Origin of the sequence: Listeria marthii, assembly GCF_014227425.1 — a bacterium.
GTDB lineage: Bacteria > Bacillota > Bacilli > Lactobacillales > Listeriaceae > Listeria > Listeria marthii.
The window spans coordinates 1-16,455 of the sequence record NZ_JAASWB010000009.1 but is presented as its reverse complement, the minus strand read 5'-3'; the positions used below and the strand labels follow the sequence as shown (position 1 = coordinate 16,455).

21 protein-coding genes and 1 pseudogene are annotated in these 16,455 nt (G+C 38.3%); 5 read left to right on the top strand and 17 right to left on the bottom strand.

Annotation, left to right across the window (positions count from 1 at the left end):
• Positions 1-38: 38 nt before the first annotated feature.
• The 9 genes from HCJ55_RS13515 to HCJ55_RS13475 form a co-directional block, all read right to left on the bottom strand.
• Positions 39-914 carry a cation diffusion facilitator family transporter gene (locus tag HCJ55_RS13515; RefSeq protein WP_185518620.1) on the bottom strand — a complete coding sequence of 292 codons (876 nt, stop codon included), beginning with the start codon at positions 912-914 and terminating at the stop codon, positions 39-41.
• Positions 915-1,106: 192 nt separating this feature from the next.
• The gene (locus HCJ55_RS13510; protein WP_185503305.1) at positions 1,107-1,391 is read right to left on the bottom strand and encodes a thioredoxin family protein; all 285 of its coding nucleotides are present in this window, start codon (positions 1,389-1,391) and stop codon (positions 1,107-1,109) included.
• A gap of 84 nt (positions 1,392-1,475) precedes the next feature.
• The gene (gene gcvH, locus HCJ55_RS13505; RefSeq protein WP_185503304.1) at positions 1,476-1,853 is read right to left on the bottom strand and encodes a glycine cleavage system protein GcvH; all 378 of its coding nucleotides are present in this window, start codon (positions 1,851-1,853) and stop codon (positions 1,476-1,478) included.
• 40 nt (positions 1,854-1,893) lie between these two features.
• Entirely contained in the window at positions 1,894-2,247 is a 354-nt protein-coding gene (locus HCJ55_RS13500; protein WP_008948673.1) for an arsenate reductase family protein, read from the bottom strand.
• Between the two features lie 156 nt (positions 2,248-2,403).
• Entirely contained in the window at positions 2,404-3,579 is a 1,176-nt protein-coding gene (rodA, locus tag HCJ55_RS13495; RefSeq protein WP_185503303.1) for a rod shape-determining protein RodA, read from the bottom strand.
• A gap of 74 nt (positions 3,580-3,653) precedes the next feature.
• Entirely contained in the window at positions 3,654-4,826 is a 1,173-nt protein-coding gene (gene rodA, locus HCJ55_RS13490; RefSeq protein ID WP_185504658.1) for a rod shape-determining protein RodA, read from the bottom strand.
• 141 nt (positions 4,827-4,967) lie between these two features.
• Complete coding sequence (locus tag HCJ55_RS13485) at positions 4,968-5,759, bottom strand: ABC transporter ATP-binding protein (protein WP_185518618.1); 792 nt, start codon at positions 5,757-5,759, stop codon at positions 4,968-4,970.
• A complete protein-coding gene (locus HCJ55_RS13480) occupies positions 5,756-6,766 on the bottom strand; it encodes a FecCD family ABC transporter permease (protein ID WP_003732470.1) in 1,011 nt (336 codons plus the stop codon). The genes HCJ55_RS13485 and HCJ55_RS13480 overlap by 4 nt, the downstream gene beginning before the upstream one ends.
• Complete coding sequence (locus tag HCJ55_RS13475) at positions 6,766-7,737, bottom strand: ABC transporter substrate-binding protein (RefSeq protein WP_185518616.1); 972 nt, start codon at positions 7,735-7,737, stop codon at positions 6,766-6,768. The genes HCJ55_RS13480 and HCJ55_RS13475 overlap by 1 nt, the downstream gene beginning before the upstream one ends.
• 155 nt (positions 7,738-7,892) lie before the next feature.
• On the opposite strand from HCJ55_RS13475, the gene HCJ55_RS13470 reads away from it, so the two are divergent.
• Both HCJ55_RS13470 and HCJ55_RS13465 read left to right on the top strand, forming a co-directional pair.
• Positions 7,893-8,057 carry a hypothetical protein gene (locus tag HCJ55_RS13470; RefSeq protein WP_008948678.1) on the top strand — a complete coding sequence of 55 codons (165 nt, stop codon included), beginning with the start codon at positions 7,893-7,895 and terminating at the stop codon, positions 8,055-8,057.
• 132 nt (positions 8,058-8,189) lie between these two features.
• Positions 8,190-8,948: an alpha/beta hydrolase gene (locus HCJ55_RS13465; protein ID WP_008948679.1), complete on the top strand. Its 759-nt coding sequence runs from the start codon at positions 8,190-8,192 to the stop codon at positions 8,946-8,948.
• Positions 8,949-8,986: 38 nt separating this feature from the next.
• On the opposite strand, the gene gad is transcribed toward HCJ55_RS13465, so the two are convergent.
• On the bottom strand, positions 8,987-10,390 hold the full coding sequence (gene gad, locus HCJ55_RS13460; protein WP_185503298.1) for a glutamate decarboxylase: 1,404 nt from the start codon (positions 10,388-10,390) through the stop codon (positions 8,987-8,989).
• 125 nt (positions 10,391-10,515) lie between these two features.
• On the opposite strand from gad, the gene HCJ55_RS13455 reads away from it, so the two are divergent.
• The gene (locus HCJ55_RS13455; protein WP_185518614.1) at positions 10,516-10,824 is read left to right on the top strand and encodes an SdpI family protein; all 309 of its coding nucleotides are present in this window, start codon (positions 10,516-10,518) and stop codon (positions 10,822-10,824) included.
• A gap of 60 nt (positions 10,825-10,884) precedes the next feature.
• On the opposite strand, the gene licT is transcribed toward HCJ55_RS13455, so the two are convergent.
• Positions 10,885-11,742 carry a BglG family transcription antiterminator LicT gene (gene licT, locus HCJ55_RS13450; protein ID WP_008948682.1) on the bottom strand — a complete coding sequence of 286 codons (858 nt, stop codon included), beginning with the start codon at positions 11,740-11,742 and terminating at the stop codon, positions 10,885-10,887.
• A gap of 267 nt (positions 11,743-12,009) precedes the next feature.
• Between licT and HCJ55_RS13445 the strand changes: the two genes are divergently transcribed.
• A complete protein-coding gene (locus tag HCJ55_RS13445; protein WP_003723339.1) occupies positions 12,010-12,420 on the top strand; it encodes a VOC family protein in 411 nt (136 codons plus the stop codon).
• A 22-nt stretch (positions 12,421-12,442) separates the two neighbouring features.
• Here the strand turns inward: HCJ55_RS13445 and HCJ55_RS13440 are convergent, their stop codons facing one another.
• On the bottom strand, positions 12,443-12,955 hold the full coding sequence (locus HCJ55_RS13440) for a ClbS/DfsB family four-helix bundle protein (RefSeq protein WP_185518612.1): 513 nt from the start codon (positions 12,953-12,955) through the stop codon (positions 12,443-12,445).
• 123 nt (positions 12,956-13,078) lie between these two features.
• On the opposite strand from HCJ55_RS13440, the gene HCJ55_RS13435 reads away from it, so the two are divergent.
• Positions 13,079-13,420: a YxeA family protein gene (locus HCJ55_RS13435; protein ID WP_185503294.1), complete on the top strand. Its 342-nt coding sequence runs from the start codon at positions 13,079-13,081 to the stop codon at positions 13,418-13,420.
• 31 nt (positions 13,421-13,451) lie between these two features.
• Here HCJ55_RS13435 and HCJ55_RS13430 read toward each other — a convergent pair whose 3' ends face one another.
• The 5 genes and pseudogenes from HCJ55_RS13430 to HCJ55_RS13410 all read right to left on the bottom strand — a co-directional run.
• Positions 13,452-13,835 carry a GyrI-like domain-containing protein gene (locus HCJ55_RS13430; RefSeq protein ID WP_185503293.1) on the bottom strand — a complete coding sequence of 128 codons (384 nt, stop codon included), beginning with the start codon at positions 13,833-13,835 and terminating at the stop codon, positions 13,452-13,454.
• 54 nt (positions 13,836-13,889) lie between these two features.
• Positions 13,890-14,786, bottom strand: a complete 897-nt coding sequence (locus HCJ55_RS13425) for a helix-turn-helix transcriptional regulator (protein WP_185518610.1) — start codon at positions 14,784-14,786, stop codon at positions 13,890-13,892.
• Positions 14,787-14,804: 18 nt separating this feature from the next.
• Entirely contained in the window at positions 14,805-15,374 is a 570-nt protein-coding gene (locus tag HCJ55_RS13420; protein WP_185518608.1) for a YdcF family protein, read from the bottom strand.
• Between the two features lie 180 nt (positions 15,375-15,554).
• Entirely contained in the window at positions 15,555-15,914 is a 360-nt protein-coding gene (locus HCJ55_RS13415) for a hypothetical protein (protein WP_185518606.1), read from the bottom strand.
• Positions 15,915-15,930: 16 nt separating this feature from the next.
• Positions 15,931-16,455 (bottom strand): annotated as a pseudogene (locus HCJ55_RS13410) (hypothetical protein); the annotation flags it as partial.

The window sequence follows — 16,455 nt, the reverse complement described above, 5'->3', positions numbered from 1 at the left end:
TAACACTTTAGCAACAAATCGAATAGAAAGAGCTTGTATCAAACTCTAGTAAAAACGCGTTCTTCTTCTGGCTCTAGGTGGATAAGAACCTCCGCTTTCGCATAAAAATCCATAATCTCTGCCTCAATTTCATCACAAAGCGAATGCGCACTTTCGATTGTCATCGTGGAAGATACGACTAAATGAAAATCAATATATTCCTCTGCTCCTGCCCGTCTTGAGCGAAAATCATGAAATTCAATAAATTTTGTTTTATGCGCTAAAATAATCTGCTTAATAGCTTCTTCTTCGTCCACAGATAAGCGTTTATCCATTAATGGCGGGAAAGACTCTTTTAACAGTTTATACGCCTCGTACATAATGTAAAACGCCGTTAAAATCGCAATGACCGGATCTATCCAGAGCCAGCCAGTTATGTATACAAGGAATAAACTAATCGCAATACCAAGCGATGTAAAAACATCAGTATATAAATGTAGCGCATTGGATTTCATCGCAACCGAATTCGCTTCATCCGCAGCTTTTTTAATCACACGTGACACAATAATATTAATAATAGCACCAAATAGCATCACCATAATACCAAGCGCCGGAAAACGAATTTCGTGTGGATTTACTAGTTTATTAACGGATTCAATAATAATCCAAATACCCGCCACGAAAATCAGTAAAGTTTCAATTGTCCCCGCAATATTTTCTGCTTTTCCATGTCCATATGGATGATCTTCATCAGCCGGTTGATTAGAAATCCGGATGGAGAAGAAAGTAATGATTGACGCAAATAAGTCCATGGACGAGTGAATCCCCTCAGAAATCACTGCCACTGAACCCGTGAAAAAGCCGACAATCAGTTTAAGTACAACAATAACAAAATTACTACACACAGATAAAATAGTAAGATTAGAATGGTTCATAGAAAAAGCCTCCGATATATTATGTTTCACTAAAAATCTCTCTTTATAAAACACGTAATTTAACAACTTGAACATCTTACCACAAGCAGCAGAATTGTGTCTATAGCAATGTTTTTAGCTAAATACAGGTCTATATCGGTTGCGAAACTTTTTTGCGTAAGGGCAAATTTTAACACAGAAAAAATTCCTGTATTACTTGCTATACAGGAATTCAAAAATAGCAGTTGCATCGTGCAATTGATAGCTCAAATCTGCTGGCTGACCGTTCTTGAATTTGACCAGCGCCGGGACAGAAGTGATTTCAAGGGTTTGCGCAATATCAGGCACGTAATTTAAATCAACTTTTGCGACTTCATAATTTATCCCATCTGCCTCCAAAACTACGTCCACCAACCGACTTGCTATCTGGCAGCTGCCACACATCGGCGTAAAAAAGAAAACGACAAAGTCCGCGCCATTTTTTTGCGCTGTTCTCAAAGTTTCTTTTTCCCAAATTTCCAGAAAGAACGCCTCCTATCAAAAAAGGCCAGCTTCGGTTATCCCAAGCCGGCCTCCTAAAAATTAATCTAATACTTTTTCGTAATCATCACTTGATAAAAGAGCCGTTACGTCAGCTTCTTCTACTTCCTCAAGTTTTAAAATCCAGCCTGTGTCGTATGGATTGCTATTAATTAATTCTGGCTCATCTTCTAACGTTTCATTAACAGCAACTACTTTACCAGTTACTGGTGCGTAAAAATCAGATACTGTTTTTACAGATTCAATGCTCCCAATCGAGTCGCCTTTTGCTACAGTATCGCCAACTTCTGGCAATTCAACAAACACGATATCCCCTAATTGATCTTGAGCAAAGTCAGTAATCCCAATAACATAACTACCATCGTCCGCTTTCACCCATTCATGTTCTTCTGTGTACAATAAGTCTTTTGGTAAACTCATTCTCAAAACTCCTCCTTTTTCGTGCGATTATCTATATTGACTATTTCCAAGTTGCTTCAAAATCTTCTTCTTTAAAACCAAGCGTCACTTCTTTGCCATTCGTTGTTAGTGGTCGTTTGATTAGCATACCATCTGAAGCAAGCAATTCATAAGCTTCTTCCGGCGAAAGTGTATCGAGTTTATCTTTCAAGCCAAGTTCACGATATTTAATCCCACTTGTATTAAAGAAACGACGGATTGGAAGGCCGCTAGCTTCATGCCATTGTTGTAATTCCTTGGCAGTCGGGGTTTCTGTTTTAATGTCTACTTCTTTAAAATCAACATGTTCATTCTCAAGCCATGCTTTTGCTTTCTTGCAGGTGCTACATTTTGGATACCAATAAAAATTAATCATTTTGTCTCTCCCTCCGATTGCATTCTATTACTATCATAGTGCATTTTTTCGGAAAGTACAAATAGCAACACTTAGAAAAAACCAGATGACTTGGAAGCGCATTCATTTGACTTTCAAAAAATACAAAAGCCATTTTCGACTTCTGTATTTTTACTTCTATGATACTTGATTTTCTTGTTTCACTTCGAACATTGATTTCTTAAAGTTAAACCTTATCCCGAGCACGAGCCCGACTGCCATCATATTCCCGAGCAGGGCACTACCACCGTAACTAATAAATGGAAGTGGAATACCAGTAATCGGAAGCAAGCCAATATTCATCCCAACATTTTCCAGTACGTGAAACATCAGCATCATAACAACACCCGTACAAATATAAGAATAAAATGGTACAGCGACATCGAGTGCGACACGAATAATTTGGTAAATGAGCAAGAAATAAATTGCCAGTAAAATACTAGCGCCAATAAAGCCATAATCGCCGGCTACAATCGTGAAAATAAAGTCATTGTGGTTTTCCGGGATAGCGATTGCGTCATATCCCGCACCGTTTCCAGAAATCTGTCCGGAACCAATTGCCGTCATCGCTCGCAGCACCTGATAGCCCCCGCCTTGAGGGTCATTTTCCGGATTGATCCACGTCGTAATCCGCTCAAATTGATACGGTTTGAAACCAAGACTCGTCAGCCAATTTTGATGATAAATAACCATCCAAATCAGCGCCGTCCCAATCGCCGCAATCGAACCAAACAGCGGCACGATAATTTTCCAAGTAATCCCAGAAATAAGTATCATTCCCGACATAATTGCAATAAACACGAGCGCCGTCCCTAAATCGGGTTGCAACATAATAAGAATAAGTGGAACCAGTGTAAACACGCCGATTTTTGTTAGTAACCAAGCATCCAATTTAAAATTATGAACCTTATACGTCCGGTTATGATCCCAAATAACTTTCGCTAAAACGACAATCAAGATAACTTTTACAACCTCAGATGGCTGAATGTTCCCTAAAAACGGAATAACAATCCAGCTTTTCGCACCTTTTACTTCCTTCCCAAAAAGCAACACAAATACAAGTAAAAATAGACCTAGTCCATAAAAGTAATAAGCCCATTTCGTAAGCCGGTCATAATCTAGTTGCATCACGACAATAATCGCAAAGGTCGAAACCACGAACCACATACCTTGCTTAACAACAAAGTTTGCGTCGTATTGATTATTTGTTAATTGCGCACTATAAATGGACACCAAACTGATTATCATAAGTAACATCATCGATAAAACAATCCCGTAATCAATGCGTCCAGCTAGTTTATTTTGTTGATTCATTATTTAATTACTCCTTACTGGTTGGTTTGATAAACAAAACTAACTCTTTCTCCCAAACAGTTTAAAAAAGAAAATCACATAAAACGATTTACTTTCCCTAAGTTAACTTCTGGAGCATTATATCTCGCCGATAACACGAGCCCAAGTGCCATAAACGCGCCAAGAAGTGAGCTTCCCCCATAACTGACAAAAAGTAGTGGAATACCGGTGATTGGAAGAAGACCAATCGTCATCCCGATATTTTCTAAAACGTGAAATAAAATCATCGAGCTAACACCCGTACAAATATACGAGTAAAAAGGAATATTTATATCTAAAGCCACTCGAATTATTTGGTAAATCAGTAAAAAGTATAACATAATAAGTACACAGCCACCAATGAAACCGAAATTCCCACCAACAATGGAGAAAATAAAGTCATTATGGTTTTCCGGAATCGCAATCGCCTGATTACCAATCCCATTCCCTTGCAGTTGCCCCGAACCAATCGCTTGCATCGAACGCAGCAGCTGCATCCCATCACCAAGCGGATCCTCTTCCGGCCTTAACCAAGAAGTGATACGTTTAAATTGGTACGGTTTGAAGCCTAATTTTTGTAAGAATCCAGGGTTGTACATAACTAAATAGATTAAAGTTCCGCCAATAACAGCAATAGAACTAAAAACTGGTAATAATATTTTCCAAGTCACACCACTGATAAATACCATACCAACAATAATCGCAATAAAAACTAAAATTGTTCCAAGGTCCGGTTGAAGTGCTACAAGACCAAGCGGAAGAATAGAAACAATACCTATTTTTAAAAGTAATTGCATATCTAAACTTACGGTATGTAATTTATATTTTTTATTATGGTCCCAAATTACTTTTGCAAGTGCTAAAATCAAAAAACTTTTCATTAATTCTGATGGTTGCAGACTTCCAAGCGATCCGATACTGATCCAACTCTTAGAACCTTTTCGCTCGTCACCAACAATTAGTACAAGTACAAGCAGTAAGTTACCAATTCCATAAAGATAGTACGCCGCCCATTGCAGCTTATCATAGTCGAAAAAAAGTACAATAACAACAACTACTCCAGTAGAAATAACAATCCAAATAGACTGTTGCAATAAGAAATTATTTGTATATTGGTCGTTTACTAACCCCGCAACATAAATCGCTACAAGACCAATGACACAAAGCAACATCATTAAAAATATAATCGAATAATCTACTCGAACCGCCTTTTTTCTATTTCTAGCCATTGTTTTCCGCCCTTTTATGTTTAAATTTAAATGTAAAGAGGCTGCTATTCTTAAAAAGAGCAACAGCCTTCATCTATTATAATAAAGTTTACCTTGGATAGGAAGCTTTTTCACCAAATTCTAATCTTCTTTCTGTTTTCTTTAATATTCAAATCGGGTCGAAGCAAGCGGATGAATATGCTGTTTACCGTCTTTTTCGGTAATATCCGCAGTAATATGGAAAACATCACGAAGCAGTTCGGTAGTGAAAACCTCTCTAGGCCTCCCATTTTTGACTAATTGTCCATTTTCACACACAAAAACATAATCACTGTAAATCGCCGCTTGATTTAAATCATGTAAAACGAGCACGATAGTTAAATTATATTCTTTATTTAAATGCACGAGTAAGTCTAACAATTCCAGTTGGTGCGCAATATCCAAGTAAGTAGTTGGTTCATCTAGTAGCAAAATTGGTGTTTTTTGTGCGAGCGCCATTGCTAGCCAAGCGCGTTGACGTTCCCCGCCTGACAATGAATGTAGCGGTCGATAAGCCAGCTCTTCTAAATTACACACCTTAATTGCCCACTGAATTACAGCCTCATCCTCTTCTTGCAAAGTGGACAACCAACTCCGGTGTGGCAAGCGACCGTAAGCAACCAAATCATGCACCATCACATCGACTAAACCTTCTGGCGCCTGTGATAGCATCGTCATTTTCTTCGCTAAGTCTTTGGAAGGTATCTCAGTAATATTTTTTTCATCCAGTAAAACTTCTCCACTATCTGGTTTCAAAAGGTGCATCATTAAACGAAGCATAGTCGATTTCCCCGAGCCATTTGGACCGATAAGTGTGGTTATTTTACCTTCTGGAATGCGAGCACTTACATCTTTCATTTCAAAATCTCGTTTACGTGCGAAAGAGACATTTTTCAGTTCTAATGCTGGTTTCATGAAGCAACCCTCCCTCTTTGAAGTAAGAATAAGAAGAATGGTGCGCCAATCATCGCTAGCAAGATTCCCACTGGCAGCTCAATCGAACCAAACCAACTTCTCGCCGCTGTGTCAGCAAAACCAACTAACAACGCCCCGCCGAGTGCCGATAGTGGCAGTAAATACTTGTAGTCATTACCGATAATCAGACGGAAAATATGCGGCACTACTAGTCCAACAAAGCCAATCAACCCGGCTACGCTGACCGCAACCCCACTTAGAAAAGCCGCTAACATAATAATGAAAAAGCGATGTCGTTCTACAGAAAAGCCAAGCAATTTCGCTGCATCGTCCCCAAGTAACAACACATTAGAAGAACGAATCGCAAAACCACTTAAAACAAATCCAACCAACATATACGGCCAAATCATATCCAAATGATACCAACTTTTTCCAGAAAGCGTCCCCGTCATCCATGAAATAACACTTTGGACCCGATTACTATAAAGCACCATTACGCCAGACGTCATCGCCCCAATAAAGGCATTAATCGCCACACCGGACAAAATGACACGTAACGGCGAAACACCGCGATCCCACGCTAGTAAATAAATCAAAATCGCCGTACCAAATGCTCCTAAAAACGCCCCAATTGGAACAAAAGAAGCTAATGCTGGAAATGCTAGCGTCATCAAAATCGCTACAAATCCACCGCCCGCTGAAACCCCAATTACACCCGGGTCAGCTAACGGATTTCGCATGACACCTTGCAGCAAGCAACCAGCAATCGCCAGCGCCGCCCCTACTAAGAAAGCAATTAATAACCGAGGCAAACGCAAATTCCAAATCAATTGATTAGCTAAATCACTTCCGCCACCAGTCAAAGTTTGCCAAGCGTCACTATATGTAACTTTCACGGACCCAGTTGTCAGTCCGTAGAAAAAAGCTAAAATAAGTAAAACAATTACTACAATAAAAGTTATCCGTCTACGTTTTCGCCGCGGATCGTGCGCCTTCACAGTTGTCATTAGTTATCCACCTTATTTATTTCATCTGTCATATAATCCAATGCTTGATCAATTTTTATACCAGGATTTGTTCCGAAAAGTTCGGCCGGAAGTACGACAATATGATCATTTTTAACGGCGCTTGTTGAGTTCCAAGCTTGGTTTTGTTTCATTTCTTTCTTAAATGCGGCTTCTGTTTCTTTTTCGTCCCCGCCGTGAATCATTAAGAAAATCACTTCTGGGTCAGCTGCAACAATTTTTTCCACATTTATAGAAGCATATTGCGGAAAGTTTTCCACGCCTTTAAAATCTTTCGCGACGTTTTCTCCACCAGCAATTTCTAACACATTTCCGCTTAACGAAGATGGAAGTGCGGCGTAATTACTTCCGGGAGCTCCAAGAACAAGAAGCGCGCGTACTTTTTTACCTTGTTGCTTTTGCTTCACTTCTGCTACCTTTTGATCAATACTCGCTTCTAACTCTTTGGCTTTCGTTTCTTTGCCTAAAAGTTCGCCAAGTACGGCTGTTTGTTTTTTAATTTCGTCAATTGAGTTTGCTCCAGTTAATACGACTTTCGGGCCGACGCCTTCCATCGCGGGAACATCTTTTAAATTTTGCTCGGAACTTGCTACAATCGCATCTGCACCAAGAGCGGCAATTTTTTCTAAGTTTAAATCATGGGTATTGCCCACTTCTGTAGCCTTTTTCGCACCATCAGGAACACCGCTTGCGTCCGTCGTTTGGCGACCAACCACCGTTCCACCTAATGCATAGATAATATTCATATCGGCATTCGTCAGCGCAATAATTCGTTCTGGTTTTTTATCAAAAGAAACATCGCGACCAGTCATATCTGTTATCGATAGAGCCGCTTTCGCTTTTGTTTCGTTTTTGGTCGTTTCATTATTTGTATCCGTTGCAGTATCATTTCCACACGAAGCAAGGAGTAGTGCGGCTGTTATACTTAACGTCAATATAGTAATTTTCTTCATAATTCCCCTCCACAATACTGTCCTTTTCATTTTACTAAATTATAACACGATATTCAAAAAGACGAACCCCTAATTGAGAATTATTTTCATCTATGTCCAAATAGTCGATATTTTCCAGCCGATACTTTATAATTAACTTAAGGAGGCGATGAAAAATGACCGACAATCTTTTTCCTAATCTATCGCATGAAAATTGCAAAGAAACTATGCCCCCAGTCACAACAGAACAATTCAAAGAAGCAGCCATTCTCGAAAAGAATCGCAAGCTCGAAGAAATTTTAAACATCGTTGATAAAAAGAAACCAAGTATTAAAAAATAACGAGGACCTGTTCGCGCAGGTTCTTTATTTTGCGTTTAATTCCGAGTTAACTCATAAGATAAGTTATATTTATTTTATTTCGCTTAAAAATCATGTATACTAGAAAAAAAGACACGTCAGGAGGCTCCTACATTGGCTATTTTAGAACTAAATTTCAAATCAGAATGTTTAGCTATGCAAACAAGTGTAACGGTGATTTTGCCCGAAACAGAAACACTTTACCATGGCTCGATTTCTAAATATAAAACATTATATATTCTTCACGGCTTATCTAATAACCACACAACTTATGTACGTAATACAAATATCGAGCGCTATGCTACGGAAAAAGGACTCGCTGTCATCATGCCCGCAGCAGACCATAGTTTCTATTCTAACATGGTTCACGGCCGCGACTTTTTTGAGTTTGTTAGCACAGAGCTTCCACATGTAATGAAAAACTGGCTACCCATTTCCGATAAACGGGAAGACACTTTCATCGCTGGGCATTCAATGGGAGGGTACGGTGCGTTCAAAGTTGCACTTACTTTCCCAGAAAATTTCCAAGCCGCGGCAAGTATGTCCGGGGTCATGGATATTAATTATATCATTAAAGAAGACTGCTTCGAAAATTTCAGCACGCGCGCCATCACCGGCGAAATGACCAGCCAAACTGGTACGGAAAACGATCTCTTTCATTTATTAGAAACCAACCTAAACAACCAAATCGAATTACCAGCCCTTTTCCAAAATTGCGGCACAGAGGATTTCCTTTATGAAGATAATATTCGTTTCCGCGATTTCGCCCTTGAGAGAAATGCGCCGCTAGAATACCGCGAAGGCCCCGGCGACCATGATTGGGAATTTTGGGATAAGAGCATCAAAGAAATTATTGATTGGCTCCCACTTTAATAGAAAGAAGACTTGGACACGCATCCAAGTCTTCTTTTTTAATGCGTAAATCCGTAAGAATCATTGCGTCCTTTGTCATGATAAAGCACTCTGGCATGCTCTAAATTATGAAGCGCATCTCTGAAATCAGCGGCAAATTCTTCCGCTACATTATGCCCCAAATCCGCCCGACAAACAAAACGTTGAATAATGGTATCACTTAAATCAGCCGGTAGTGGATACGCCGGAACTTGCCATCCTTTCATCAAAAGCTGGTCAGCAAGATCGTACAAAGTCCACTCCACATCAAGGTCGTCCTTCATCTTATAACAAACAATCGGCAAATTAGCGCCATCATTTATAATTTCAAAATAGCCACTTTTTTCTACTGTTTTTGTGAGGTAAAGCGCCGTTTTCTTTGTTTTTTCGTGAATTTCTCGGTAGCCTTCAAAGCCATAACGCAAGAAATTATAATATTGACCGATAATTTGGCTCGCACTACGGGAAAAGTTAATTGCCATCGTCGGCATCGAACCACCTAAATAACTCACTTCGAAAATAAGCTCTTTTGGTAAATATTCCTTATCTTTCCATAAAATCCAGCCAACACCGGGATAGACTAAACCATATTTATGACCCGAAGTGTTTATCGAAACTACATTTTTAAGTCGGAAATCCCAAGGTAGTTCTGGATTTACAAATGGCGTAAACATCGCGCCACTCGCTCCGTCAATATGAATAACTAACTGATGCTCATTTGTTTCATTATAAATTTCTACTTTTTCGTCTAACAAAGCAATATCGTCAAATTTGCCAGTATAAGTAATGCCTAAAATCCCAACTATCCCAATTGTGTACTCGTCAACAAAATCAAACACCTTGTCCACATCGATGCTAAGATGCTCTTTATCCATTGGTACAACACGCATATCTACATCCCAGTATACGCAAAACTTTTCCCAGCACACTTGGTAGCCCGAGGAAATAATTAAGTTAGGCCGTTTTGCCTGAATATCTAATCCGCGTTTTTCCGCATTATTACGCCAGCGAAACTTCATCGCCAAACCGCCAAGCATACACGCTTCCGATGAACCCACTGTGGAAGTTCCTAGATAAGACATATCTTTTGGCGCATTCCATAAATCCGCTAAAATATTGACACAGCGATTTTCCAGTTCTGCCGTTTGCGGATACTCGGATTTATCAATCGCATTTTTCGCAAGTGTTTCCGACATCAGTATTTCTGCTTCTTTTTCCATATACGTCTGGCAAAAAGTCGCCAAGTTCTGCCGCGCATTTCCTTCATCCATCAGCTGATCTTTCACAAGTTGATAAGCAATTCGCGGTTCCATTGGTTCCTTTTTCAATACATATTTCGGAATACTAGTACTTTCTTCCTCAGATCCAAAGAGCGGGATTCGATAACTTTCATGTTTTCGCTTGTCGTTTTCACTATAAAGCATCTTTCTTCCTCCTTTTAAATAGCTGATCATCTTCACTCACCAATACCCTTAAACCAAAGGGCCAAACCGTTCAATTTTTCACAATAATTTGTTATACTACGATGGTACCTAAAAGGAGGTTCGTTATGTTTGATTTAATTTTTCCACTTTTGCTCATTATTCTTGGTATTATCTACCGGGTCAATCCGCCTAAAAATAAAGAAAGTCGCTTTAGTTACCGAACGAAAGCTTCTTTAAAAAATGAAACTTCTTGGCAAAAAGCACATCAATTGCTCGGGAAATTCTGGATAATTATTGGTATTTTACTTCTAGTTCTATCGCTCGTGTTAGCTTTTATCCCAATGCACGCCTTTGTACGCAGCTCTGTTTTATTAACTACAAGTATTTTCGCCGTGCTATTTTCCGTCATTTTAGTTGAGAAAAAATTACAATAAAAAAAGCACCGCTCTAGGCAGTACTTTTCTGTAATCCATTACATATAAGTCCAAAAAAATTTAGTCTTCCTTTTTAATTATCGTATTACGTTCTGTGACGCGATAAATATGAATTGTAAGATAGACACGTTCGTCTCTCGTTAATTCGGTATGATGCGTATTAATTAAATAAGCATCAATTTTTTTCGTGCATTTAAAAGCTTCTGGGTATTTAATTTGCACTTGTTCGTATAAAAAGTCATCGCCGGAATCGACAATTTCTTTTCGAAGTAAACGTTGAGCGAAATACTGTAAATGTGTAATAAAGCGTGTATAGTTCAGTGAAGTTTCATCTAAAACCATGCCATAGTGATAAGTGACGATACTTAAAATATCTTGAACAATTTGGGTCATTGCTACTGTCATGTGCATTTGTTGTCCATCTTGTCTAGCATTTACAATGTGAAGTGCGATAAAACCTGCCTCATCTTCATCCAAGCGAATGCCAACTTCTTGTTCGATAAAATCTAATGCCTTCATGCCAACTAAATATTCCGCATGATAAAATCGTTTTATTTCCCATAATAGTGCGTTTTTCAAATTAATACCTTGATTATACCGTGACACTGCGAAGTTAATATGGTCCGTGAGAGTCAAATAAATATTGTCACTTAAATCTGTTTCCAGCGTTTCTTGCGCATACTGGACAACATCATCCGCAACACGTAAATGTTTCAGTGGTATCTCGCTAAGTAATTCAGAGAGCTTTTCTGAAAGTTCATGTGTTTCCATTACGAATGTTTTCTCAATATTGGCTACCTCCACCTCATCGCCAATCTTCTTTTGAAAAGCAAGACCACGGCCCATCACGACAGACTCCTTGCCACTTTTACCCTCGGCGATTACAACATTGTTATTCAGTATTTTTTTGATAATCATGCATTTTCACCTCTTTCAAAAGAAAAAAACCCAAACTAATTCCAACGCTATTGATACCAAAATAGCACTTGAATTAATTCAGGTTTTGCCTGCCTTAGCAGTAACAATCCTATGCTTTTCTCTAACATTATAGTACAAAAAGAAACCGATTACAAGTGGTTTTTTGATATTCAATTTTAGATTACTTTATATCTTCCCTACTTTACCATAACTTATTCATTGACATGTAGTTTTCTGCATGCTATTTTTGGCTGGAGGTGATAAATTATGGCAACACGCTCGGAACAAATTTTTATTAATTTGCCTGTAAAAGATTTACAAGCAACCGTCGCTTTTTTCACAGAACTTGGCTACGAATTTAATCCGCAATTCACAGACGAAAATGCTACCCAAATGCTCATCGGAGACAATATTTTCGCCATGCTCTTGAAAGAAGATTTCTTCCAGACTTTCCATAAAGAAGGCATCGCTGACACAACAAAAGCACGCGAAGTCCTCATCACCATCACCCAAGATAGCCGCCAAGCCGTCGACAAACTCGTTGACCGTGCTTTTGAAATTGGCGCCAAACAAGCAGGCGAAACACAAGACTACGACTTCATGTATAGTAGAAGTTTTCTTGATTTAGACAACCATCTATGGGAAATTGCTTATTTAGACGAATCCGCTTTAAAATAATTACAAAAAAAGCCGTTGGAATTCATTTGATTCCAGTGGCTTTTTTAAATTTCCGTATTTTTTTCATAGCCCAATCATAATGGCTCGATGTGCTTGAAATAAAAATAGCTCCAAGCGAAGTTGTATTCGTCCATTTATAATATTTCTTTGTAAATAATTCCTCGTCCGAATGGCCAGCAATTAAAATCATTTCTTTATTATGCGTTTCATCCAGCAATTCTCGCGAACGCGCCAAATCCGTCGTTTGGTACTTCTGCCAAATAACCAAATTCAGTTCCGGTGTCGTTTTCCACGTATAACCTTCTGCCGGCATAAATGGCTTCTCGCCGCTCATGCCAATCCGGTACCAACCAAGCGCCATCCTATGCCATTCATGCAGATGTACTAAAACATCACGAATATTTTTATCCCGGTCCTCAAAAGGAAACGCGAGCTGCTGGGATTCCGTTGGGATAGAGTCAATTAAATCATTCAACTGTTGATATTTTTCTGTACTTTGTTGAAGCAATTCCGCTTTATTCTTTGGTCTAACCATCAAAACATGACCCCTTTCTAACAAATATGTAAGTTTAAATACTCATTTCGTCGCCTTACACGAGGGATTAAAACACCATTTCCCTATAAAATGAAAGATAACACTCAGCAAAGGATGATGGACATGAAAAAAACCGTTATAATTATTATGAGCTTATTAATACTTGCTGGAATCGGATTCGGAGCATATTACTTTAAAAATGCCAACCGCCTAGGAGCAGATGTTTCCTATGTAAAAATTACCAAAGACGGTGAAATGGGCAAAAAAGTAAGCTTCAACTATTCCTATACACTTCCGGCATATGATGAAACTGGTAAAGAAACAGAAGTGACCCTTTCTGCAGACAAAAATTTACGCAAAGGCGCTTATTTAAAACTTTACATTAAAGAAGACAAAGGCGTAACTTCATTTGAAGAAGTCCCAGAAAAAGAAGTTCCCGCTAAAGCAGCTGAAAACCTAAAATAACAACGAAATCTCCTCCTTGCGAGGGGATTTTTTATATCGAAATGTATACCTCTATCTTCCCATTAGTATGATACCACTCAAAATCCGTTCTATACGCACGCTTTAATTCACTATCCCGCGACCAAATCTCCTGCCAAGCTTCCTCCACACCTTTATGATTGGCATTATCGACCTCAAACACCAAGTACTCCCCTGCTGCGATTACCGCGCTGTTCTCTTTATTCCAGTCTTTTGTCCCAACCAATAAATCATAGTCACCCTTATAATCACTTGCATAATTACTATACACCGCAAAAATATCTCCAGCAGGCTTATCTACCATCACTTCACCCCAAAGCTCTGCAATCGGACTAAAATTCTCATTATTTGCACGTATCTTTTTCCCAAAAATTTCTTTATTCTCTTCTAAAATCATTATTTGCCGCCTCCTTTAAAATCATTATAGCGAACAAAACCTGACAACTATCTGTCAACAATTCAAATTAAAATAAAGTTTTTCTACTTCCGCTTTATATTCTTTTTGAAGCGATGCCGGTTCTATAATTTTCACAGCACTTCCAAACATCAATAAAAATGGAATTATCTGCCGCTCCAAATCATAGAGAAAAGTCACACGTACAAAATCTTCCTCAATTTCCATTTCTTCCCACAAAAAATAATCCAATAATTTCCCGAGCTGATTTTTCGGGAATTCTAAGATAATCCGTTCCATTTCCCCAGGCCCATACTTTGTTTCTGCAATTTCCATAATCGCTTTATCGTTTTCTTTCAAAGCAGTTATCCGGGTTAGTTTAAAATGGCGCATCGCTGCTCTTTTGTGGCAATAAGCTTCTAAATACCAACTGCCATCCATTAAATTTAGCTTCTGCGGTGAAATTTCGCGCTCTGTTTCTGCCCCATCCATGGCGATATAACTAATTTCTAGTTGTTTATTAGTTGTAAAAGCTTTTTGGATGTAGGCGATTTTCCGTTTCACTTCTGCTTCGATTTGGCGGCGATGTTGCGTCGCAGAATCAAAGAAAATATGGTTACTTGCCGGTTTTTCTGTTTGCAACAAGGTGATTTTTTCTCGCAAAGTTTCTTGGCTATCATTCAACATAAATTCCGACCGCGCCTCTAACGCTTCAAGCAAAATCTGTTTTTCTGCCTCCGAAAAAGTAAATGTCGCTAATTTATACGTATCAAGCATCGTAAACCCGCCATTTTTGCCCGGCAAAGAAACGACTGGAAATCCCGCGTATAAAAGTGTATCCATATCGCGGTAAATCGTTCGCGTACTTACTTCAAATTTCTCAGCCAGCTCACTTGCCAGCACTTTTCGCTCCAAAATCATGACTAATATCGCTAAAATCCGCTCTAATTTCATCCCAAAACCCCCGCCTTCTTATCGATCAAAAACCCATGCATACGTGATGGATAAAGTTTCCCGCATCATTTTCTTATATTTGCCGGCTGATTGTGATTTCGCTGGAAGCCCTGACGCGTCAACACCTTGGCGCTTCGCTAACATTAACGCACGGTACATATGATAATCACTCGTTACAATCACCGTTTTCGCTAAATTAAATTTCCCCTTACTATATTTAAGATTTTCTTCCGTTCTTGTCGATTTATCTTCCACATTAATCCGACTTCTAGCAATTCCTTGATTAACTAAATATTCTTCCATGACCGACGCTTCCGAGGCACTTTCATCCTCGCCTTGCCCGCCGCTAACAATAACTTTCAACGTAGGATTTTCATTTAAATAAGTCACAGCAGTATCCAATCTTTCCTTTAGTACTGACGACGGTTCTGCCGGATCCCCGTTCACTCGCGCACCTAAAATAAGCACAGTATCCGTATTTTCATTCGGTTTTGCCCTCGTTCCACTAAACATAAATGCCGCTACAATTAACAAATATATAAATCCAATTACGATTAAAATAAGAAAAATTTTTCTAAGGCGTATCATCTAGCTCGTCCTCTCTTTAGTTCTTTAATTATAGTTTAGCAGAAGATTGTAAATAAAAGAGAAAGAAATGATCAAGTTAAGAGAAAATAAGGTAAGATACACAAAAACACCCTCTACTATTACAAAAAAACTCTTAGAAGGTGTTTTCTACATATTTTTTATTATTATAAAATCTTTTTCCTAAATGATTATATCCTGACAAATTATTTTTAAAAATACATTTTCATTACTTACCGTAAATATCTTAGCACAGATTTGTTTATCTACTTCTTCTATTATTACTTTAGTTATTGTGAATTGACTATAATTTAGCTCATAATTATTTATTTTATACATATCGTTATCTAAGCTATAATCAACAACTGTACAATTCTTGAATAATAAAACAATCTGTTCTTCCTCTTCCTCAGTATAATAATAGTCAATTGTTATTTTAAAATCCGTTAGCTGTTCAAAAGTAAGATTGTCTATAATACTATCTGTTAAATCAATATCATAGAATGTATCTTGAATTTTTACTACTCTATCACTAAATCCCAAAACTATCCCTCCTCATTTAGTTAAAATAAAAATGTGTTAAATCGCGTAACTCTTGCTTTGTTGCATTAGATGGAAATTGACCCGTATCATCTAAGTAATTGCCACCTTTATTTTGAACTCGAAAATAAGGTTTTTCATTTGAAGGCAACGCATGAATCCTTACTTTTTCGCCCGAAATAGGATTAGTCAAAATCGTTGCAGGTCCGCTTTTACTTCCACCTTTCTCAATTACTTTTATCCATCCTTGATGTTCTAATTGTGTAATGAATTCAACTGGAGTATAAGTTGCTCCTATTTCCGAAAAATTTTTACCTTTCCATCGAAGTTTTGGAATCTTTATAAACCTATTCTTGTTATTCCACACTTCTAGTTCTCTGTTAGAAATTATCAATTTTTTCCCTCTGTACCTTCCAGCTTTATAGTAAAAAACAAGTGAGGTTAAAATCCCAAAACTCTGCGCCTTACTTATTTCTTGACCAGTTATCGGATCTTTATTTTGCTTCAGTGATTCTAGTGTGGCTTTTAACAGCTCGCCTTCTTC